At 68.0% G+C, this 20,441-nt stretch carries 23 protein-coding genes and 1 tRNA gene; 13 read left to right on the forward strand and 11 right to left on the reverse strand.

The window, feature by feature from the left end; all coding sequences use genetic code 11:
• Window positions 1-12: 12 nt before the first annotated feature.
• Window positions 13-576, reverse strand: coding sequence for a TspO/MBR family protein (locus KK7_RS0108550; protein ID WP_010544230.1), 564 nt, complete (start codon window positions 574-576; stop codon window positions 13-15).
• A gap of 97 nt (window positions 577-673) precedes the next feature.
• On the opposite strand from KK7_RS0108550, the gene KK7_RS20395 reads away from it, so the two are divergent.
• A complete protein-coding gene (locus tag KK7_RS20395) occupies window positions 674-1,135 on the forward strand; it encodes a hypothetical protein (RefSeq protein ID WP_040598131.1) in 462 nt (153 codons plus the stop codon).
• Window positions 1,136-1,179: 44 nt separating this feature from the next.
• Here KK7_RS20395 and KK7_RS22525 read toward each other — a convergent pair whose 3' ends face one another.
• Window positions 1,180-1,626 carry a hypothetical protein gene (locus tag KK7_RS22525; RefSeq protein ID WP_138983936.1) on the reverse strand — a complete coding sequence of 149 codons (447 nt, stop codon included), beginning with the start codon at window positions 1,624-1,626 and terminating at the stop codon, window positions 1,180-1,182.
• Between the two features lie 247 nt (window positions 1,627-1,873).
• Window positions 1,874-2,611, reverse strand: a complete 738-nt coding sequence (locus KK7_RS0108565; RefSeq protein ID WP_010544232.1) for a TlyA family RNA methyltransferase — start codon at window positions 2,609-2,611, stop codon at window positions 1,874-1,876.
• Between the two features lie 135 nt (window positions 2,612-2,746).
• Between KK7_RS0108565 and KK7_RS0108570 the strand changes: the two genes are divergently transcribed.
• From KK7_RS0108570 to rpsI, 11 genes are all read left to right on the forward strand, one after another.
• Window positions 2,747-3,469 carry an RBBP9/YdeN family alpha/beta hydrolase gene (locus tag KK7_RS0108570; protein ID WP_010544233.1) on the forward strand — a complete coding sequence of 241 codons (723 nt, stop codon included), beginning with the start codon at window positions 2,747-2,749 and terminating at the stop codon, window positions 3,467-3,469.
• A 205-nt stretch (window positions 3,470-3,674) separates the two neighbouring features.
• Window positions 3,675-4,628 (forward strand): alpha/beta hydrolase, encoded by a 954-nt coding sequence (locus KK7_RS0108575; RefSeq protein WP_010544234.1) that lies wholly within the window; start codon window positions 3,675-3,677, stop codon window positions 4,626-4,628.
• Window positions 4,629-4,686: 58 nt separating this feature from the next.
• Window positions 4,687-5,073, forward strand: coding sequence for a MerC domain-containing protein (locus KK7_RS0108580; protein ID WP_051121289.1), 387 nt, complete (start codon window positions 4,687-4,689; stop codon window positions 5,071-5,073).
• A gap of 53 nt (window positions 5,074-5,126) precedes the next feature.
• A complete protein-coding gene (locus tag KK7_RS0108585; protein WP_010544236.1) occupies window positions 5,127-5,585 on the forward strand; it encodes a Fur family transcriptional regulator in 459 nt (152 codons plus the stop codon).
• Window positions 5,586-5,658: 73 nt separating this feature from the next.
• Window positions 5,659-7,584: a 1-deoxy-D-xylulose-5-phosphate synthase gene (gene dxs / locus KK7_RS0108590; RefSeq protein ID WP_010544237.1), complete on the forward strand. Its 1,926-nt coding sequence runs from the start codon at window positions 5,659-5,661 to the stop codon at window positions 7,582-7,584.
• Between the two features lie 186 nt (window positions 7,585-7,770).
• A complete protein-coding gene (locus KK7_RS0108595; protein ID WP_051121290.1) occupies window positions 7,771-8,142 on the forward strand; it encodes a plasmid mobilization protein in 372 nt (123 codons plus the stop codon).
• Entirely contained in the window at window positions 8,139-8,363 is a 225-nt protein-coding gene (locus KK7_RS0108600; protein ID WP_010544239.1) for a hypothetical protein, read from the forward strand. Before KK7_RS0108595 ends, KK7_RS0108600 begins: the two co-directional genes overlap by 4 nt.
• Before the next feature lie 42 nt (window positions 8,364-8,405).
• Entirely contained in the window at window positions 8,406-9,434 is a 1,029-nt protein-coding gene (locus tag KK7_RS0108605) for a COX15/CtaA family protein (RefSeq protein WP_029623106.1), read from the forward strand.
• Complete coding sequence (cutA, locus tag KK7_RS0108610) at window positions 9,431-9,745, forward strand: divalent-cation tolerance protein CutA (protein WP_029623108.1); 315 nt, start codon at window positions 9,431-9,433, stop codon at window positions 9,743-9,745. Before KK7_RS0108605 ends, cutA begins: the two co-directional genes overlap by 4 nt.
• 136 nt (window positions 9,746-9,881) lie before the next feature.
• Window positions 9,882-10,361 (forward strand): 50S ribosomal protein L13, encoded by a 480-nt coding sequence (gene rplM, locus KK7_RS0108615; protein WP_010544242.1) that lies wholly within the window; start codon window positions 9,882-9,884, stop codon window positions 10,359-10,361.
• Complete coding sequence (gene rpsI / locus KK7_RS0108620; protein ID WP_010544243.1) at window positions 10,361-10,927, forward strand: 30S ribosomal protein S9; 567 nt, start codon at window positions 10,361-10,363, stop codon at window positions 10,925-10,927. Before rplM ends, rpsI begins: the two co-directional genes overlap by 1 nt.
• A 127-nt stretch (window positions 10,928-11,054) precedes the next feature.
• Here the strand turns inward: rpsI and KK7_RS23585 are convergent, their stop codons facing one another.
• The 7 genes from KK7_RS23585 to KK7_RS0108655 form a co-directional block, all read right to left on the reverse strand.
• Window positions 11,055-11,189 (reverse strand): hypothetical protein, encoded by a 135-nt coding sequence (locus KK7_RS23585; RefSeq protein ID WP_272941569.1) that lies wholly within the window; start codon window positions 11,187-11,189, stop codon window positions 11,055-11,057.
• A 196-nt stretch (window positions 11,190-11,385) separates the two neighbouring features.
• Window positions 11,386-11,937 (reverse strand): GbsR/MarR family transcriptional regulator, encoded by a 552-nt coding sequence (locus KK7_RS0108630; RefSeq protein ID WP_010544245.1) that lies wholly within the window; start codon window positions 11,935-11,937, stop codon window positions 11,386-11,388.
• 54 nt (window positions 11,938-11,991) lie between these two features.
• On the reverse strand, window positions 11,992-12,738 hold the full coding sequence (locus KK7_RS0108635; protein ID WP_010544246.1) for a metallophosphoesterase family protein: 747 nt from the start codon (window positions 12,736-12,738) through the stop codon (window positions 11,992-11,994).
• Complete coding sequence (locus KK7_RS0108640) at window positions 12,735-13,577, reverse strand: diacylglycerol/lipid kinase family protein (protein WP_010544247.1); 843 nt, start codon at window positions 13,575-13,577, stop codon at window positions 12,735-12,737. Before KK7_RS0108640 ends, KK7_RS0108635 begins: the two co-directional genes overlap by 4 nt.
• 42 nt (window positions 13,578-13,619) lie before the next feature.
• Window positions 13,620-14,393, reverse strand: a complete 774-nt coding sequence (locus tag KK7_RS0108645) for an enoyl-CoA hydratase-related protein (protein ID WP_010544248.1) — start codon at window positions 14,391-14,393, stop codon at window positions 13,620-13,622.
• Window positions 14,394-14,450: 57 nt separating this feature from the next.
• Window positions 14,451-15,671 carry an NAD(P)/FAD-dependent oxidoreductase gene (locus KK7_RS0108650; protein WP_010544249.1) on the reverse strand — a complete coding sequence of 407 codons (1,221 nt, stop codon included), beginning with the start codon at window positions 15,669-15,671 and terminating at the stop codon, window positions 14,451-14,453.
• A gap of 136 nt (window positions 15,672-15,807) precedes the next feature.
• On the reverse strand, window positions 15,808-17,883 hold the full coding sequence (locus tag KK7_RS0108655; RefSeq protein WP_010544250.1) for a hypothetical protein: 2,076 nt from the start codon (window positions 17,881-17,883) through the stop codon (window positions 15,808-15,810).
• 231 nt (window positions 17,884-18,114) lie between these two features.
• Here KK7_RS0108655 and KK7_RS0108660 point away from each other — a divergent pair.
• Window positions 18,115-18,188 (forward strand) — tRNA-Gly (locus KK7_RS0108660).
• A 103-nt stretch (window positions 18,189-18,291) separates the two neighbouring features.
• On the opposite strand, the gene KK7_RS0108665 is transcribed toward KK7_RS0108660, so the two are convergent.
• On the reverse strand, window positions 18,292-20,391 hold the full coding sequence (locus KK7_RS0108665) for a malate synthase G (protein WP_010544251.1): 2,100 nt from the start codon (window positions 20,389-20,391) through the stop codon (window positions 18,292-18,294).
• Window positions 20,392-20,441 lie beyond the last annotated feature (50 nt).

Consider the following 20,441-nt stretch of genomic DNA (forward strand, 5'->3'; position numbering starts at 1 on the left):
AATCTATCCCACTCAAAGCGTGTGAACGGCGATGTGGGCGCTCGCGGGCGCCAGCGCAATCTTTTCCGCATCCGGATTGAGGTCGCGGACCTGCGAAAACAGCACGCTCGCGAAGCAGACCCAGGCCAGATAGGGGAGCAGCATCAGCCCGGCGAGCGCGCGGACGCGCCAGAAGGCGAGCATCGTCACCGCCACCAGCACCGCAAGGGCCACGATCACGATCAGCGCGAGATCGAGCTTGTGAAAGCGGAAGAAGATCGGCGACCAGGCGAGGTTGACCGCCAGCTGCACCACGAACAGCGTGAGCGCCGCCGAACGCCCCCGTGCCCCGCGGGCGCTGATCACCAGCGCGAGCGCAAGGCCCATCAGGATGTAGAGGATCGTCCACACGATCGGAAAGGCGATGTTGGGCGGCTGGATGGCCGGCTTGGCCAGCGCCATGAACCAGGGGTTCTGGTCACCGGCGGGCGCCACCATCGCCGATCCGAAGCCGAGCAGCACGATCAGCGGCACCGTCACCGTCGCCGTTTTCCAGAAACCACGGCGCAGCTGCGCCTTCGATGCCAGTGCGTTCACCCCAATCCCCACCCAGTGCAACCCCGATGATTACGCCGACGCCTACGCCATCATCGCATCGGTTGAAAGCCACGCTTTGGTGCTGTCTATTGCGAATATGAAGGCACCCACGCTCGCGATCGTCTCGACATTCCCCATCCTGCTCTCGGCCAGCGCCTCAATCGGCGCCCCAGGGCGCTCCGCAGCTGGAGCGATCGACGGGGTCTACAAGAACCTTCAATATGTCGAGGAATCGGGCGATCTTCTTGGAATGGCCGTGGAGATCCACACCCAGCCGCGCCCGACCATTCGCGTGACACTGTGCGAAGGCGGCTGCTTCGGCGGCAAGGTCTGGCCGCTGACTGTCGAGGGATCGACGATTGCCTTCGCCACCTGCGAGGCGATGCGCGACGAAAAGGGGCGTCCGGCAGGCTGCCAGCCGATCCGCTATACGGGACAGTTTGGCGCCGAGCGTCGGCTGGTGATTTCATCTCAGGGCGACGCGGGCAACACAACCGTGCTGAAGTGGGTCCAGCACCCGAAACCGGGGGAAGTAGAGGCTCTGGCAAAGGCACATTGACAACGCATCGGCGCTCTCCAAGCCGAGCCAACCGCCCCCAAGCATCAGAACCAGCGCCCGTCTGCCAGACAACTTGGGCCAACGCCCCAACGGGTTCGCTTCTTGGCGCCGACACCGCGCAAAACGAACGAGCAGGTCCGCAGATTCGCCGCAGCGGCAACGAAGACGGGCCGATCCCGGACGAGCCGATCTGCGGTTGTCACCAGCGTGAACACAGCCTCGGCATCGCCGGCTGCAACGACCTGGTATCGGTTCTGGACGACCAGCCGCACCTCTGCACTTTCACGTTCCTCGCAGATCGGCCGGGGCGCGCCTAGGAACTGAATCTCCCCCACCTTGTTGCAGGGCGACGGCGATGGAGCGTCTTCCTCATCTACGGTGTTATGGCCATAATAGAGGCTGATAGCGGGAACGAAGTCGGGCTCAAAAGCTCGGCTACTCGATGGATAGCCTGCGCCTCCGCACTGGGCAGGAGGCGTCAGGAAAAGCACCGTCCCATGATCAGAGCCGAGCCAGCCCGGGGGCAAAGGACAATAGGTAAGGCCGGTGGGCACCGTGAAGGTCAGCCCATAATTGGTAGTCGCGTATATCGCCGGCGGAATCCGAGGCGGCTGCGCACGCTGCGCCGAGGCAGGTGTCGCCAAGAGCTGGGCGGTCCATACCAAAGCCACCAACGGGCACCGCAAGATATCATGGTACATGTGCGTACCGTCTCATGCGCACAGTGATTTGCCAACGTCAGGCTTGTCGCACCGCGCCGATCAGGAATTCCACATTGCCCTCCGGCCCGGTGATCGGGCTGCGGGTCACGCCCAGCACCTGCCAGCCCTTGCCTTCCAGCCAGGCGGCCACCTCGGCGCAGACCCGATCGTGCACGGCCGAATCGCGCACCACACCGCCCTTGCCGACTTCCTCGCGCCCTGCCTCGAACTGCGGCTTGATCAGCGCCGCCAGCCTTGCCCCCGGCCCGGTAAAGCCCAGGGGTACGTCCAGTACCTTTGCGAGGCCGATGAAGCTGGCGTCGCACACCACCAGGTCGATCGGCTCCGGGATATGCGATGGCGTCAGGATGCGGGCACTGGTCTGTTCGTGGACCACCACGCGCTCGTCCTGCCGCAGCTTCCAGGCGAGCTGGTTGGTGCCGCTGTCCACTGCATAGACGCGGGCCGCGCCGTTCGTCAGCAGCACGTCGGTGAAGCCGCCGGTCGAGGAGCCGACATCGATCGCCACGGCGCCGGTCACGTCCCAGCCAAAATGCTCGAGCGCATGAGCGAGCTTGATGCCCCCGCGCGAGACCCAGGGATGGTCGCGCCCACGCACCTCGATCGCGGCATCCTCGGCGAGCATCTGGCCCGCCTTCTCGATCTTGCGCTCGCCGCTGAAGGCGAGCCCGGCCATGATGAGCGCCTGTGCCCGTGTGCGACTCTCGGCGAGCCCGCGGTCGACGAGCAGTTGATCGGCGCGAAGCTTTGCCATGCCCGCCCTTTAGGCGCGGGCCACGCCTCGGCGCAACCGCTCCTCCGTTCGACGCAGGTTTATTGCCCACCTATCTGATAGGGATTACATCAGAGGTCCGGCCAGTCCCTCCACGGACACAAGGAGAGGAACGCAATGACGATCTTTTCGCCGATCGATGATCGCTCGCCGATCATCCTCACCGTCCCCGGCCTCGGCGGCTCCGGGCCGTCGCACTGGCAGACGCTGTGGGAACAGTCCCGCCCGGACACCCACCGGGTCGAACTGGGCATGTGGGACACGCCCCATCGCAATGCCTGGGTGACGAAGCTCGATCAGGCCATCCGGCAGGCGCAGGCGCCGGTGGTGCTCGCCGCGCACAGCCTGGGCTGCCTGGCGGTCGCCTGGTGGGCAGCGCTGGCGGGGCAGACCTTCGGCACGCCGGTGGCCGGCGCGCTGCTCGTGGCACCCGCCGATGTCGACCGCGACTCAGCGCCGCCGGAGCTTCACGCCTTCCGCCCGACGCCAACGACGGCGCTTCCCTTCCCAAGCCTGGTGGTGGCGAGCAGCGACGATCCCTGGATCAGCGTCCAGCGCGCCGAGGATCTTGCGCGCGGCTGGGGCAGCCTGTTCGTCGACGCAGGGCCCCAGGGGCATCTCAACGCTGCCAGCGGTATCGGCTGGTGGGAGGAGGGCCAGGCATTGCTCGACCGGCTGCTCGACACTGCGGCGGAGCGTTCGGGTGCCGTGCGGACCACCGCCGACGCCCGCTCGCTGCTCGCCGTCCACGCGACCGAGGCAGCACAGGCGCACTATCTGGGCGAAAGCAGCACACAGTGGGCAGGAAACACGTCCAGATCTACCGAAGCACGCTGGTAAAATGAGGGAGGATAACCTATAGTAATGGACATGGGCATGGCCGGGTGACGTACCCTAGAGCGTCATCCGGCCTACCCTTCCAGATGCGGCGGGAACTTGCGGGTTTCGTACGGCTATTGCAAATCCTGGACTTGCAATTGTTGCAAGTGCAATGCATCCCTTTGACATGACCGGACTGGATAGACGGGGCGTCCTCGCCGTCGGAATGGCTGCCTCCCTGCTTCCCGAGGCCGCGCGCGCGGCCATGCATACAGCCAACGTGCCCGCACCCACCGGCAGTATCCAGCTCTGGCCAGGCGATCCGCCCGGCCTGCGCGACGTCGCCCTGACCGACCACAGCATCGACCGCACCGTGCCCGGCGGCCCGCGGGACCGCGCCTATGATCGCGTTCGCATGCCGCGACTCGACCTGTTCCCCGCTACAAACCCCAATGGCGCGGCGGTGCTGATCACGCCCGGGGGCGGCTATGCCCGGGTGGTGATCGACAAGGAAGGCTATGAACTCGCCGCGTGGCTGCAGGCGCGCGGCGTCAGCGCCTTCGTGCTGTTCTACCGCCTGCCGGCTCAGGGCTGGGCAGATCCCGCCAACACGCCGCTCGCCGATGCCCAGCGCGCCATCCGCCTGATCCGCGCCCGTGCAGAGGCATGGCGAATCGATCCCGCCCGAATAGCCACGATCGGCTTTTCCGCCGGCGGTCATCTCTGCGCGGACGGCTGCACCCGGTTCGACACCCGGACCTATGCCCCCGTCGACGCCGCCGATGCACACTCCGCCCGCCCGATGCTGGCGGCGCCGATCTACCCGGTCGTCTCGATGGACCCGGCGATCGCCCATGCCGGATCGCGCACCAACCTGCTCGGCCCCGCTCCCGATGCCGCCGCCATGGCCGAACACTCGCCCGACCGGCAGGTCCGCGCCGATACCCCGCCCTGTTTCCTCGTTCATGCTGAAGACGACGCCACCGTGCCGGTGGAGAACAGCCTGCGCTTCCGCGCGGCGCTGAAGGCGGCCGGAGTGCCGGTGGAAACGCACCTGTTCGAACGCGGCGGACACGGCTTCGGCCTGCGCGGCGCCGCGCGACTGCCCGCCGCCGCCTGGCCGGAGTTGTGGCACCGCTGGGCCGCCGGCCACGGCCTGTTCGATGCGGGACGCCGTTAACGTCGATTTTGCCGGATGATATGTTGTACCGCCGCGCCTGCGGGTCTATATGCCGTCCATGTCGCTTACCACTCCTGTGGCCCGCTGGTGGGCCAGCCTGGATGGCGCCTTTGATCGCATCGCGATCGGGATCAGCGGCCTGTGCCTTATTCACTGCATCGCGACGACGGTGCTCCTGACGCTTCTGTCCACCGCCGGCGGCCTGCTGAATCCGCATATCCATGAATATGGACTGGCGCTGGCGATCGGCTTCGGCGTTTATGCGCTCGGCCGCGGCATCCTGCATCACGGCTATATGGCGCCCGCGGTCGTCGGCGCGTTCGGGTTGGGAATCATGAGTGGCGCCCTGTCGCTGCCGCATGGTGGCTTCGAGACGTTCTGGACGCTGGTCGGCGTATCGCTGGTCGCGCTGGGCCACGACCTGAATCGGCGCGCCACCTATTGACCGGGTGGCGGGCACAGCTTGCCGGAACCCGCGGCACCGCCTAAATCATTTTCATGTCCGCGCATCATCATCACGAACACCACGGGGCCGATCTCACCAGGGCGGCCCGCACCCGGCTCGAGGAGGCGGGCGAGCAGTGGACCGCGATGCGCGAGCGCGTGTTCGAGGCGCTTGCCGGCTTCGACAAGCCCGCCTCGGCCTATGACATCGCCGAAGCCGTTTCCAAGGCGGAGGGGCGTCGAGTGGCGGCGAACAGCGTCTATCGCATCCTGGACCTGTTCGTCGGCTCGAACCTTGCGCGGCGGGTGGAAAGCGCCAACGCCTATGTCGCCAATGCTCACCCGGAATGCCTGCACGACTGCATCTTCCTGGTGTGCGACAGCTGCGGCCAGACCACCCATATCGATGATGATGCGATCACCAAGAACGTACGCTCGGCGGCGAAACATGCGGGTTTCTCGCCGGTTCGTCCGGTAATCGAGGTGCGCGGCAAATGCGGCAACTGCGACTGAGCGGACCGGGCCTGCACGGCGCATGCACCATTTGACCGTTCGACTTGGGCCTAACACTGCGCTAACAAACGTCATGGCTGACCTACCCAAGACGCCGCTGCTCGACACGGTCGACACGCCGCAGGACCTCCGGAAGCTCGCCCCCGCCCAGCTGCGCCAGCTGGCCGACGAGCTTCGCGCCGAAACCATCAGTGCGGTGGGCTCCACCGGCGGACATCTCGGCTCCGGCCTCGGCGTCGTCGAGCTGACGGTGGCGATCCATTATGTGTTCAACACCCCCGACGACCGGCTGATCTGGGACGTCGGGCATCAATGCTACCCGCACAAGATCCTGACCGGCCGGCGGAATCGCATCCGCACGATCCGCCAGGGCGGCGGCCTTTCCGGCTTCACCAAGCGCAGCGAGAGCGAATTCGACCCGTTCGGCGCGGCCCACTCGTCGACCTCGATCTCGGCGGCGCTGGGATTCGCGACGGCGAACAAGCTGAAGGGCGCGCCGGGCAAGGCGATCGCGGTGATCGGCGACGGCGCGATGAGCGCGGGCATGGCCTATGAGGCGATGAACAACGCCGAAGCCGCCGGCAATCGCCTGATCGTGATCCTCAACGACAACGACATGTCGATCGCGCCGCCGGTGGGCGGGCTTTCGGCCTATCTGGCGCGGCTGATCTCGTCGTCCGAATATCTCGGCCTGCGTAGCCTCGCCCGCCGGGTAACGCAGAAGGTCTCGCGCCGCCTCACCGCCGCCGCCGGCAAGGCGGAGGAATTCGCGCGCGGCATGGCGACCGGCGGCACGCTGTTCGAGGAGCTGGGCTTCTATTATGTCGGCCCGATCGACGGCCACAATCTCGAGCATCTGATCCCGGTGCTGGAGAATGTCCGCGACGCCGAGCAGGGCCCGATCCTCGTCCATGTCGTGACCAAGAAGGGCAAGGGCTATGCCCCCGCCGAAAAGGCGGCGGACAAATATCACGGCGTCCAGAAGTTCGACGTGATCACCGGCGCGCAGGCCAAGGCGCCCCCGGGCCCGCCGGCCTATACCAAGGTCTTCGCCGACGCGCTGCTCGCCGAGGCGGAGCGCGACGCCACCGTCTGCGCGATCACCGCGGCGATGCCCTCGGGCACGGGGCTCGACAAGTTCCAGGCGATGTTCCCGGAGCGCACCTTCGACGTGGGCATCGCCGAGCAGCACGCCGTCACCTTCGCGGCCGGCCTCGCCGCGCAGGGGATGCGGCCGTTCTGCGCGATCTACTCGACCTTCCTGCAGCGCGCCTATGACCAGGTGGTGCACGACGTTGCGATCCAGAACCTGCCGGTCCGCTTCGCGATCGACCGCGCCGGGCTGGTCGGCGCCGACGGCGCGACGCATGCCGGCAGCTTCGACGTGACCTATCTCGCCAGCCTGCCCAATTTCGTGGTGATGGCGGCGGCGGACGAGGTCGAGCTCGTCCACATGACCCACACCGCCGCGCTGCACGACAGCGGCCCGATCGCGCTGCGCTATCCGCGCGGCAACGGCATCGGACTGGAACTGCCCAAGGTTCCGGAGCGGCTGGAGATCGGCAAGGGCCGCGTGGTGCGCGAGGGCAAGAAGGTCGCGATCCTCTCGCTCGGCACCCGCCTCGCCGAGGCGCTCAAGGCCGCCGACACGCTCGAGGCCAAGGGCCTATCGACCACGGTCGCCGATCTGCGCTTTGCCAAGCCGCTCGACGAGGATCTGATCCGCCGCCTGCTCACCACCCACGAAGTGGCGGTGACGATCGAGGAAGGCGCCATCGGCGGCCTCGGCGCGCATGTGCTGACGCTCGCCAGCGACACCGGGCTGATCGACGCCGGCCTCAAGCTGCGCACGATGCGCCTGCCGGACATGTTCCAGGACCAGGACAAGCCCGAGAAGCAGTATGACGAAGCCGGCCTCAACGCCGCGCATATCGTCGACACGGTGCTGAAGGCGCTGCGCTACAACGAGGCCGAACTGGCCGACGGGGTGCGGGCGTAATTTCAGCCCTATCCTCCCCCGCCAGGGGGAGGTGTCAGGCGCAGCCTGACGGAGGGGGAGGAAGCACGGCGGCCAGGTAGTCGCGCACCTCCCCCTCCGTCGCCTTCGGCGCCACCTCCCTCTGGCAGGGGAGGATACGCTGCCCCCACCTTGAATCTCCAACATGCACATGGTATGACCATGTGCATGGCAACGCAGCTTCCAGAGACCCGCTCCAGCCGTGTCGTCGTGCTGGTATCGCCGGAGGAAAAACGGCGCATTTCCGCCAATGCGGAAGCGGCGGACATGACGGTCAGCGACTTCATGCGCACCGCCGCCGAGCGCTATACCGAGCCCACCCCCGCCGAAATGGCATTGATGCGCGATCTGCTCGCCCAGCTCGAACAGGCCAATGCCCGCACCGATGCAGCCTTTGCGCAGCTCGATCACGCGCGCACCGCCGCCGCACAGTTTGACGAGGACGCCTACCGCGCCCGGGTCCGCGAACAGCTGCTTGCCGACTCCTCGATCGACTGGGATGCGCTGTCGACCGCCCTGTCCGGCTGGGCCCGCCAGTGAGCTTCTGGACCGATGCGCTGCGCGCCCTCCAGCAGGTCGCGCTGCTCCAGCACAAGGTCGAGCAGGCGCTGACCACCGCCGAGGAAGCCCGCCGCCACTCGATCGAGACGCGCGAGCGGGTGATCCGCCTGGAAACGCTGATCGATATCGCGATGAAGCGCCAGCCCGCGCCGCCGCCCGCGCCGCCCGCGCTTCCCGAAAGTCCACCCTCGGGCAGCTAGTGCCGGCTTCCCCCACGGCCTACATCGCGGTACGTGCTGAAGATGACCGTCCTGCCCCTCACCGCCCGCCCCCGCGCGCTTGCGCACTGGCTGTTCGTCGTCGCCGCGATGATCGTGACGATGGTCGTCGTCGGGGGGATCACCCGGCTCACCGAATCGGGCCTGTCGATCACCGAATGGAAGCCGATTTCCGGCATCCTTCCGCCGCTCAACGACGCGCAGTGGCAGGCCGAGTTCGATCACTACAAGCAGATCGGCCAGTATCAGCAGCTCAACCAGGGCATGACGCTGGCCGGGTTCAAGGGCATCTTCTTCTGGGAATATGTCCACCGCCTGCTCGGCCGGCTGATCGGCATGGTGTTCGCCCTGCCTTTGCTGTGGTTCGCGATCCGGCGCCGGATCCCGCAGGGCTATGGCTGGCGGCTGGTCGCGCTGCTCGCGCTGGGCGGTCTGCAGGGCGCGTTCGGCTGGTGGATGGTCAAGTCGGGGCTCAACCACACCCGCACCTCGGTCAGCCATTTCTGGCTCGCGATCCACCTGATGACCGCGCTGTTCACGCTAGGCGGCATCGTCTGGACGATGCTCGACCTGCGCGCGCTTGCCGCCAACAACGCCGAGCGCCCTGCCCGGCTGACCGGCATCGGCGCGGGCGTGCTGGTGCTGGTGGCAATCCAGCTCTTCTACGGCGCACTGGTCGCCGGGCTCGATGCGGGGCTGGTGACCAACCAGTGGCCGCTGATGAACGACCGCTTCTTCCCCGGCGTGAGCCAGATCGGCGAAAGCCCGATCCACGCCGCGCTCTATGATCCGGCGATCGTCCACTTCATCCACCGCTGGTGGGCCTGGATCGCCGTTGCCGGGCTGATCGTGCTCGCCCGCAAGGCGAAGGCGGCGGGCGATCGCCGCGCCTCGATCGCGATCCATTCGGCGTTCGGCATCCAGATCCTGCTCGGCATCGCGACGGTGATGACCGGGGTGAACCTCCACCTCGCTGCCACCCACCAGCTGGTCGGCGCGCTGCTGGTCGGCGCGACCGTGTGGGGCGTCCACGCCATCGGCCGCGCCCGGTGAGCGACACCGCGCTGCTCTACACGACCTTCGCCAGCCGCGCCGATGCCGAGCGCGTGGCGGAGACGGTGCTGGCGGAACGGCTGGCGGCCTGCGTCAACCTCTTCGCGCCCTGCACCTCGATCTATCGCTGGCAAGGCGGCGTCGAGCGCGGCGAGGAAGTACCCGCCCTGTTCAAGACCCGCCCCGCTTTGGCGCTGCGCCTGCGCGAGCGGATCGCGGCACTCCATGGCTATGACCTGCCGGTGATCGAACAATGGCCCGTGGAAGCGGGCAACGCCGTCGCCCGCTGGATCGCCGAAGAGACACGCTGAACCGACAGGTATCATTTTACCCGTCAGCAAACCCACGCATTTCTTGACTTTCAGCCCTCCTATCGGCATTGGGGCGTGGATCGCGCTGCCGGCAACGGTGGCGCGAATGCATTTCCTACGCGAAAGGTCACAGGCCATGAAGGCGCTGATGAAGACCACCAAGTCGGCCAAGCCGGCCGAGGTGGAGAAGAAGTGGCACATCGTCGACGCCGAAGGGCTCGTCGTCGGTCGTGCAGCGGTGGTGATCGCGAACGTCCTGCGCGGCAAGCACAAGACCAGCTTCACCCCGCACGTCGACTGCGGTGACAATGTCATCGTGATCAACGCGGACAAGATCCGTTTCACCGGCAAGAAGCTCGGCCAGAAGGTGTACTACAAGCACACCGGCTACGCAGGCGGCATCAAGGGCGTCACCGCCGCCAAGGTTCTCGAGGGCCGCTTCCCGGAGCGCGTTCTGGAGAAGGCCGTGGAGCGCATGATCCCGCGCGGTCCGCTCGGCCGCCAGCAGATGCGCAACCTGCGCATCTTCGCCGGTTCTGAGCACCCGCATGCAGCTCAGAACCCCGAGGTTCTCGACATCGCCGGCATGAGCCGCAAGAACAAGGTGGGTGCATAATGTCTGACAACCGCCAGTCGCTTTCCGACCTGGGTGCAGCGCTGGGCCAGCAGCCCGCCGCGGCGACCGAAGGCCAGGCCGCCGCGCCGGCTGCCGCCGCCGCCGACGCCTACCTCGCCGGCCAGATCGACGCGCCGGCCGCCCCGACCACGCCGCTGCGTGCGCAGGAGCTGGACCAGTATGGCCGCGCCTATGCCACCGGCCGTCGCAAGGACGCCGTGGCCCGCGTGTGGCTGAAGCCGGGCACCGGCAAGATCACGATCAACGGTCGTGATCAGGAAGTCTATTTCGCACGTCCGACGCTGCGTCTCGTCATCAACCAGCCGTTCGGTGTCGCCGAGCGCGAGGGCCAGTATGACGTGATCTGCACCGTCAAGGGCGGCGGTCTCTCGGGCCAGGCCGGTGCCGTGAAGCACGGCATCTCGCAGGCGCTGACCAAGTATGAGCCGGTGCTGCGCGCGCCGGTGAAGAAGGCCGGCTTCCTGACCCGCGACAGCCGCGCCGTCGAGCGTAAGAAGTACGGCAAGGCGAAGGCCCGCCGCAGCTTCCAGTTCTCGAAGCGCTAAGCGTCTCGGCTTCGGCCAAGGAAACAAGGGGCGGTCCGGCAACGGGCCGCCCTTTTTCTTTTGGCGGCAGACACGATCGGGCTGCCACCGCCTCATGTGCGAAGCCAAACGGTGCGGAGAGCTGCCGTTACCCGTAGCTCGTAAAGTTGACGCCAAGGAGGATGTTCACGCCCAGCGCGACGCCGAGCAAGGCCATCGCCATGAAACAGCGACGATCCCAGCCGGGGTTGGCGATCATCCCCACTCCGACCGGCAGCCCCATAATCCAAGCCAGGTTCGCAGGCGACCGGAATGCGAGCGCGTCGGTTATCAGCACTCAGAGGACGGTCACGACTGCCACAAAGCAGACCTGCAGCAGATACCGGTGTCGTGCGAAAGTTCGGGTGCGGGCTATTGCGGAAGCCTACACGGCAAGGAGAAGTCCCGCTACTGAGCAGACCACCTGCTACAGTAGCGCCCTACCCCTTCGGCAAAAACCCCAGCACCTTCTTCCCCAGCTTGATCAGCGTCATCAGCCGCGAGGGGGGCACGGCGATCATCTGCTGGTACCAGTCGTCCAGCGTCACGGTGAAGCCGTGCAGCGCCTCGATCCGCGCGCGCGCGACCGGGGATATGCGCGGATCGCCCTCCGCCTCGGCGACGCAGGCCTTGAGCGCGGCGACGGCGGGGTCGATCTCGCGCTCCTTGCGGCCCTGGGCGATGCGGGTAAGCATCTGCATCAGGTCGACCTCGGCCTCGTAATGGTCGCGCCGGTCGTGAAGCACCGGCACGCGGCGGATCAGCTTCCAGCCGATCAGTTCCTTGAGACTGTTGGAGGTGTTGCTGCGCGCGATGCGCAGCCGGTCGCTGATCTCCTCGGCGTGCATCGGCCGATCGCTTAGGTACAGCAGCGCGTGGATCTGCGCGACCGAGCGGTTGACGCCCCATTGGCTGCCCATCTCGCCCCAGTGGAGAACGAACTGCTGCACCGCTACCGGCAGCAACGCATGATCCGCACCATTTTCGGTCATGACAGAAATATCTGTCACTGTCCGATCGCCGTCAAGCGAAACCGGGGCGCCCTGCTAGAGCGCCACACTCGGCTCGCCCAGAAAGCGCGCACGGGTTTGGAACGTGATGCCCTCCACGGTGATCTCGTTGAACGACGGCGGCTGGTCTCGGGTGCGCTCGGAAAGGGTGCCCGCGCCGATCAGTCGCACCGCGCGGTCCCCCACTTGGTGCTCGATGTCGAAGGGATCATGGACATGGCCGCTCAGCACCGCATGCGCACCGGCGAGCGTGAGTGCCTCCAGCGCCCGCCGTCCGCCCCGCGTACGCGAGGTGGCGCGCGTGCCCGCCTCGATCAGCGGATGGTGCGCGGCGACGAATACCAGGCCGCCTTTCGGCACCGATTCGGCCAGCGCCAGCGACTTCTGCAGCGCATGCCGGCTGACATGGCCCTTCGACCAATTGGTGCGCAGCTGGAAGCGCGCGGTGGTCTTGAGCGGCACGATCGACACGCCGCGAATGTCGAGCGGGCGTTCGATCATCCGCTCCAGCGCGCGGTAGCGCTTGTACGGCATGGCCAGCCTTGCGAACGGATTGAAATAGGGCAGGTCGTGGTTGCCCACCTCCACCGTCACCGGCACCGCCAGGCTCTCCAGCCATTCGGCGGCGGCGGCGAACTCTCTGGCGCGGGCGCGCATGGTGAGATCGCCGGTCATGATCACGGCATCGGGCCGCTCGTCGCGCACGCGGGCGTTGAACCAGTCGACCGCCTCGCGATCCTCGCGGCCGAAATGGACGTCGCTGACATGGAAGAAGCGGGTCATGCGGCGGGCCCCTCGGCGCGGGTGGCGATGAACGTCTCCAGGCTGCGCCCGGCGCGGATCGGGGTGCCGGGATCCAGCGTCGCGGGCTCGCCGTCGAACAGCGCCAGCACGGGCTTGCGCTCCGCCACCTGCAGCGCCTCGGTGCGGCTTTCGGTGACCGCCCGCGCGGCGAGCCAGTCGCCGGTGATCCACTCCCAGCCGAGCTGCGCGATCGATCCCCAGTCCCGCGCGTCGACCGCCGTGACCTCCAGCCCATCCGGCGCGGGGCTGACGAATACCGCCTGATAGCGGTCGCCGAGCCCGCGCGCGCCGGTGACCGCCACCCCGCGGCGGTGGAAGGTGCTGCGCCAGGCACCGCGTACCGCCGCGCGCAGCCGCCCGAAGCGGCCCTTGCGCACCACCTCGCGCGCCCGGAACCAGCTGGCCGCCGGCCCGAGGATCAGGCCGACAAAGGCGCGATGCTCCCCCGCGACGATATAGGGCAGCGCCACCCGCCGGTCGCAGCCATGGGCGGCGTGGATGATCTTGTGAGGGTCCGTCTCGTCGTGCAGCGCCTTGGCGAGCAGGTTCATCGTGCCGCCGGGCAGGATCAGGAACGCGCCCCGCCACGCGGCCAGCGCGCGCAGCGCCGCATTGATCGTGCCGTCGCCGGCGAACAGCACCACCGTGTCCACGCCGGCCGCGTCGAGCGCGGCGGGGGTCGGCAGGGGATCGGCAGGGAAGCGCGTGCGGCCGGCAAGCGTCAGCCCGCGTTCGCCGAACACGGCCTCCAGGGCGTCGCATTTCGCCTCGGAGGTGGTGCCGGAATTCGGGTTGGTGATGAACCAGAGCGTCTGCATGCAGGTCGGAACGCCCGAGCATCGATTTCGTCGCGTGGAGGCCTAGCGTCCCTTGAAGTGCGGCTCCCGCTTGGCGAGGAAGGCAGCCACCGCCTCGGCGCAATCCTCGGTCTTGGAGGCGATGCTCTGGTGCTCGGCCTCCAGTTCCAGCGTCTCGGCCAAGGTGCCCGACAACGCCACGCCCACCTGCTTGCGGATCAGCCCCAGCGCCACGGTGGGCATGGCAGCCAGCTTTGCGGCAAGGCCATGGGCGACCTGCCACAGCCCGCCATCTTCCACCACGCGCGTTACCAGCCCTGCCTCCAGCGCTTCCTCGGCGGGCATGCGCTCGCCGAGCAGCGCCATCTCCAGCAGCCGCGCACGGCCTGCGGCCTTGCCGATCAGCCAGGTCGCGCCCGCATCGGGCACCAGCCCGATATTGGCGAAGGCAAGGAGCAGATAGGCGGATTGCGCCATTACCACGATGTCGGCGGCCAGCGCGATCGAGGCCCCCGCACCCGCCGCCGCGCCGTTCACCGCGCTCACGATGGGAATCGGCAGGTCGGCCATGGTAGCGATCACGGGGTTATAGTGCTGCCGGAGCGCCGCGCCCGAATCGCGCATGCCGACGCTGGCAGTCAGGTCCGCCCCGGCACAGAAGGCTCGTCCCTCGCCGGTGAGCAGCACGGCCCGGGCCCCCTCCTCGGCCGCCTGCCGTAGCGTCGAGGCCAGCAGATCGAGCATGTCGGGCGTGAGCGCGTTGAGGCGATCGGGGCGGTTGAGCCGCACCACGGCGATATTGCCTTCCATCGCAAACAGCACCGGCGCGTCGGACATCCCTGTTTCTCCTTGTGGTTGGGAAAAGGGATGCCCGGCCTGGGCCGTGCGTGCAACTCAAAGCTCTTTTAGCACCACCGCCGGATCGGCGAGCGTGGCGGGGTCCACGACCATCCGCTCGGCCACCAGCCGCTTGCCCTGCACATAGTCCCGCATCGCATTGACGCAGTCGAGCGCGATCACCCGGCCCTGCTTCAGATAGACGACCGAAAAGGCGCGGGCCGCAGGATCGCCGCGCAGCACCACCGCGTCATGGCCGATCGAGAGGCCGACGGTCTGCAGCTTGAGGTCATATTGGTTGGACCAGAACCAGGGCACGGCGTCGTAGTGCGCGTCCTGCCCGGTCAGCACCTTGGCGACGACATTCGCCTGGTCGTTGGCGTTCTGCACCGATTCAAGCCGGATCTCGGCATTGTCGGCATAGGCGTTCCCATGCAGCGCGCAGTCGCCGATCGCGTACACGTCCGGCAGGCTGGTGCGGCACTGCGCATCCACCCGCACGCCGTTGCTCCCGGCAGCGCCCGCCTCGATCAGCGGCGCCACTTCGGGGACGATGCCGATGCCGACGATCACCATGTCTGCCGGCAAGACCTCCCCGCTCGCGAGCCGCACGCCGCAGACGCGGCCGTCCCGCTCCTCAAGGCAGTCGACCATGGCGCCGGTGCGGATCTCCACGCCGTGGGCGCGGTGCTCGGCCTCGTAGAAGCGCGACAGCGGCTCGCCGGCGACCCGGGCGAGCACCCGGTCCATCGCCTCCAGCACCACCACCCGCTTGTCCTGCTTGATCAGCGCCGCCGCCGCCTCCAGCCCGATGTAGCCGCCGCCGATCACGACGATGTCGCGGGTGGCGGGCAGTTCCGTGAGCAACTGATCGACATCGCGCTTGGTGCGGATGGCATGGACGCCGGCCAGGTCATGCCCGCTGCATGCCAGCCGCCGCGCGCTGCCCCCGCCGGACCAGACAAGCGCGCCATAGCCGATCTGCGCGCCCGCGGCATCGGTAACGGTCTTGGCATCGGCGTCGACCGCGACGATGCGACGGCCGCACAGCATCGTCACCTGGCGCTCTTCCCAGAAGTTGGGCGCGCGGATGAGGATGCGCTCGAAGGTCTTTTCGCCCTTGAGATAGTCCTTGGAGAGCGGCGGCCGCTCATAGGGGATCTCGGGATCCTCGCCGATCACCGCCAGCGTGCCCGCAAACCCCACCTGCCGCAGCGCAATCGCGCACTGCGCCCCGCCATGGCCGCTGCCGACGATCAGGACATCAAACCGCTCCAAGCCCACTCTCCCCGCATCTATTGGATCCATTACCATAGTCCATAGCAAAGCAATGGATCCAGGTCACCTGGACGCGGCGTCTATCGCGCTGGTGATGAACCGCCAACCGGGAGAAGTGCGGCTTGACGGGTGCCGATCAGGTCTTCGAACCCGGATCGCCCGCCCCGCCGCCCCCGCCTTTTGGGCGTACCGGCGGCAGCGTGCAGTTCACCGCCGCCTGTGCGGCGATCGCAAGCAGCAGCAGCGCCAGTTCGATCAGCAGCAGCGTGTGAAACGGCGAGGCGGCCCCGTCGCCTGCCCGGAAGCCCGGCCACGCCACGCCGCCGATCCGAAAGGCGAAGCCTGCCCAGGCCGCCATTGCCGCTCCGGCAAGCACCAGCATGACGATCGATGCCCGGCACTGCCGGCGTTGCAGCCGGACCACGGGCTCCCAAGAGCCGTCGATCTTCATGCAGGGCGGCGTGCCCACCTGTGGACGACGTTTCTTCGACCGGTTGGCCGCCTTCTGCTCGACGGCCATGCGTGCATCGAACCAGCTGCCGGTCGCCCAGCGGATCAGCCCCGCCGCAAGGATGACGCCGAACACGATGGCGAGCAGCGGCGGCCAGCTATCACAGAACGCCCTGATGAAGGACGACCAGCTCGGCGGCTGCACCTCGCCCCCCGCGGATAGCACACGGCGCCCGAGCCCGCCCGCGAACGCGACGACCCCGGCGGTCACCACCCCCAGCACCAGCGTCAGCAACAGCGCGGTGCCGATCGCCACCAGCCGCCCGAGCCAGACCGGTTTGTCGATCGACTCGATCCGCGCCTCGGGATTCTCGCCGACCAGCCATTGCGCCAGTTGCATCCGCTGACGGATGCCGACGCCCTTCGCATAGGGCTCGGCGTTCCGGAAATAGCGGAGATGCGCGAGCAGGAACCATTGCAGGATCGGCGTGCGATGGCTCTCGCACGCCGGCACATAGCCCGCGAAGGGCGGTATCTCGGGCGCCTGTCCGGTACCCATCTGCCGCGCACCGAACCGGTCCAGCGTGCCGGCGACCGGGTCCAGCGGCGCCTGCAGGTTGATCCAGCGACAGCGGGTGAAAACGTCCGGCACCTTGCGGTCCTTCGCCGTCGCCACGATGCGCGGCCAGAGCGCGGCGAACTTGTTCAGCGGGCTGCCATAGGTGACGAAACCGCGCAGCCCGGCGAACAGGGCTCGCCGATCGATCACGTCTTCCGGCACCAGCCAGTCGGGCCGGGCGGGCATCATCAGATGCTCCTCCCCGTCTCGCCGCAGGCATTCCGAATCGCGCTTGAGCGCAAGGGGCAGCCCCGCCCATTGCGCCGCGCTCAGATAGTTGGGGAGCGCATGGCCGATCTCGGTCAGCCCGTTATAGGCAACCACCGATCCCAGGCTGTGGGCGAAGACATACCATTCCTTCAGGTCGGTACGCGCCCCCATCGCCACCATCTGGGACACCATCCGCCGCCGGATCGCCACCCGACGGGGGAAGCCGGGGTCGCTGAGCGTCGAATCCCCCGGCCGGGCGCGCTCCTCATAGGTACGGACGTCGCCGACATACTGGACCAGCAGGCTGGGCGACGGCGCCGATTGCAGGAGTTTCGCCGCCACCCGCTTGAGCAGCGACCAGGTCAGCAACGTGAACAGCGCGGCGACGCCCGAGAGCCAGAGCTTGAGCCGGACGCCGAACTCGATCCAGAACTCCCCCGCGACCGATTTGGGCAGCCGTGCCAGATCGGACACCGGCCGGGTGGTGTGGTCGCCGGTGCGGTCGGTCTTCGCCTTTCGCATCCGGGCCGCATCGAGATCACGGTAGATCGGCGCGCACCATTGGCCGAGCCCCCACAACCAGAAGGTCAGCGTGTCGGCGAGGCCGCTGCGGGCGCCGAGATCGCCCCAATATACCTCGTGGCACGCGAAGACGTAGTGGCGCGTCGGCCGCGCGGCACCGCCGCCGGGTGCGCGCGCCGCCACCCGCACCCGTAGCGTGATCGGCGCCTCGCCGGCGGCGGTGGGCGTGCCGGGCGGGAGCACATGCGCGCTGGCACGATCCTCGACCGCGCACGAGATCACCGACTCCGCCGACCCGCGCGCCATCAGCTCGGCGAGTTCGGCGACGCTCGTGCGCAGATGCTCGAACGGCTTCTGCTCGCCGATCCCGTGGACGAAGAGGAGCCCGATCCTGGTGACGTCTTCCGTCATATGCCCCCTCCCGCTGCGCCGCCCCCCGGTATCGGTGGGCATCCGGCGCCGCGAACGCTCCCGCCGGCGTGCCCGCTCCGGCAAGTTCGCACGGAGGACTGTCTCGCGCGCGGGCCCTGTGGTCAATCACCCATGACGTACGGGAATTCGCGCGCGCACCGCCGGCGCCAGCGCCATCGCCGTTGACGACCCGCCCGCAGATGTGGCACTCGCCAATCCGCGACGCAGGATGCGGGTGTAGCTCAATGGTAGAGCAGAAGCTTCCCAAGCTTACGACGAGGGTTCGATTCCCTTCACCCGCTCCAACCTCCGCCTGACCCCTTTCCCCTCTCGATCTGCTTCAGGCGACCAGCTGCACCCGCGGTGCCATGCAGGGACACGCGCGCCCGCTGACCCGATCGCCCGTTCTCACCCCGCCTTGAACCGCGCCCGGAAAGCGTGAAGCAGCGGTTCGGTATAGCCGTTAGGCTGCGCGACACCGTCGAACACCAGCGCCCGTGCCGCCTGGAAGGCGAGGCTGGCCGCCGGGTCGCTTGCCATCGGGCGATAGTGCGGGTCGCCGGCATTCTGCGCGTCGACCTTTGCCGCCATCCGCAGCAGCGCCGCGTCGACGTGGTCCGGCGTCACCACCCCGTGGAGCAGCCAGTTGGCCAAGTGCTGGCTGGAGATACGCAGCGTCGCGCGATCCTCCATCAGGCCGATATCGTGGATATCGGGCACCTTGGAGCAGCCGACCCCCTGGTCGATCCAGCGCACGACGTAGCCGAGAATGCCCTGGGCGTTGTTCTCGATCTCGTCGCGGACCTCGGCCTCGGACCAGTTCCGCCCCTCGGCGAGCGGCAGGGTGAGCAGCGCGGACAGCGGTGCTACCGGCTCCGCGGCGCGCGCTGCCTGCCGCGCAGCGACGTCGACCTGATGATAATGGGTCGCGTGCAGCGTCGCCGCGGTGGGAGACGGCACCCAGGCCGTCGTCGCACCCGATAGCGGATGGCCGATCTTCTGGGCGAGCATGTCCGCCATGCGATCGGGCATCGCCCACATGCCCTTGCCGATCTGCGCCTTCCCGGCAAAGCCGCAGGCCAGCCCGATCTGGACGTTGCGATTCTCATAGGCCTGGATCCAGGCGCTCGCCTTCATCTCTCCCTTGCGCAGCATCGCGCCGGCCTGCATGCCGGTGTGGATCTCGTCCCCGGTACGATCGAGGAAGCCGGTGTTGATGAAGACGATGCGGTCCTTCACCGCCGCGATGCAGGCGGCCAGATTGGCGCTGGTGCGGCGTTCCTCGTCCATCACCCCGATCTTCACCGTGTGGCGGGCGAGGCCGAGCAGGTCCTCGATCGCGTCGAACAGATCGTTGGCGAAGGTGGCCTCCTCCGGCCCGTGCATCTTCGGCTTGACGATATAGATCGATCCGGTGCGGCTGTTGCGCAGGGGCCCCACGCCGCGCAGGTCGTGCAGCGCGATCGCGGTCGAGACGATGCCGTCGAGGATGCCCTCGGGCGCCTCGCAGCCGTCCGGCAGCAGCACCGCCGGCGTCGTCATCAGGTGCCCGACATTGCGGACCAGCAGCAGCGAACGGCCGGGCAGCGTGAAGGGGGTTCCGTCGGGCGCGACATAGGCGCGGTCCGCGGCAAGGCGGCGGGTGACCGTCCGCCCGCCCTTGTCGAACGTCTCCTCGAGGTCGCCGCGCATCAGCCCCAGCCAATTGGCATAGGCGAGCACCTTGTCCTCCGCATCGACCGCCGCGACCGAATCCTCGAAGTCGCAGATCGTCGAGAGTGCGGATTCGAGAACGACGTCCGCGATGCCCGCGCGATCGGTGCGGCCGATCGGGTGATCGTGATCCATCACCACCTCGATGTGCAGGCCGTGGCGGACGAACAGGAGATTGTCCCCCGCCCGACCGACGAACTGCGCCGGATCGGCCAGGGGCGGAGGCGCAGTGCCGTCCCACTCGGCCCAGCGGCCTGCGGCAAGCGGCACGGCCTGATCGAGAAACGTCCGCGCCCAGGCGATCACCTGCGCGCCGCGCGCGGGATCATAGCCGCCTGCCGGCGCACCGGGCAGCGCGTCGGTGCCGTAGAGCGCATCGTACAGGCTGCCCCAGCGGGCATTGGCGGCGTTGAGCAGGAAGCGGGCGTTGAGCACCGGCACGACCAGCTGGGGTCCCGCGACCGTCGCCAGTTCCGGATCGACCCGCTCCGGCGCGATGCGGAACGGCGCGGGCTCAGGCGCCAGATATCCGTTCTCGCGGAGGAAGCCGGCATCGGCCTCCGCATCGTGCGGCTGCCCGGCGCGTGCCTGGTGCCAGCCGTCGATCGCTGCCTGGAGCGCGTCCCGCGTTGCCAGCAGCGCGCGGTTGCGCGGCACGAAGCGCTCGAACAGCGCCGCCGCCCCCTGCCAGAAGTCGTCCGCAGCGATGCCGGTGCCAGGCAGCACCTGGCCCTCGACAAAGTCCGCCAGTGCGGCCGCGACGCGCAGCCCTGCTCTTTCGCGATACTCGATCATGCCACGCATCCTTGATGTCGTTCCGGTTGGCACTCTAGCGCGCACGCTCG

Source organism: Sphingomonas elodea ATCC 31461 (genome assembly GCF_000226955.1).
Classification (GTDB): domain Bacteria; phylum Pseudomonadota; class Alphaproteobacteria; order Sphingomonadales; family Sphingomonadaceae; genus Sphingomonas; species Sphingomonas elodea.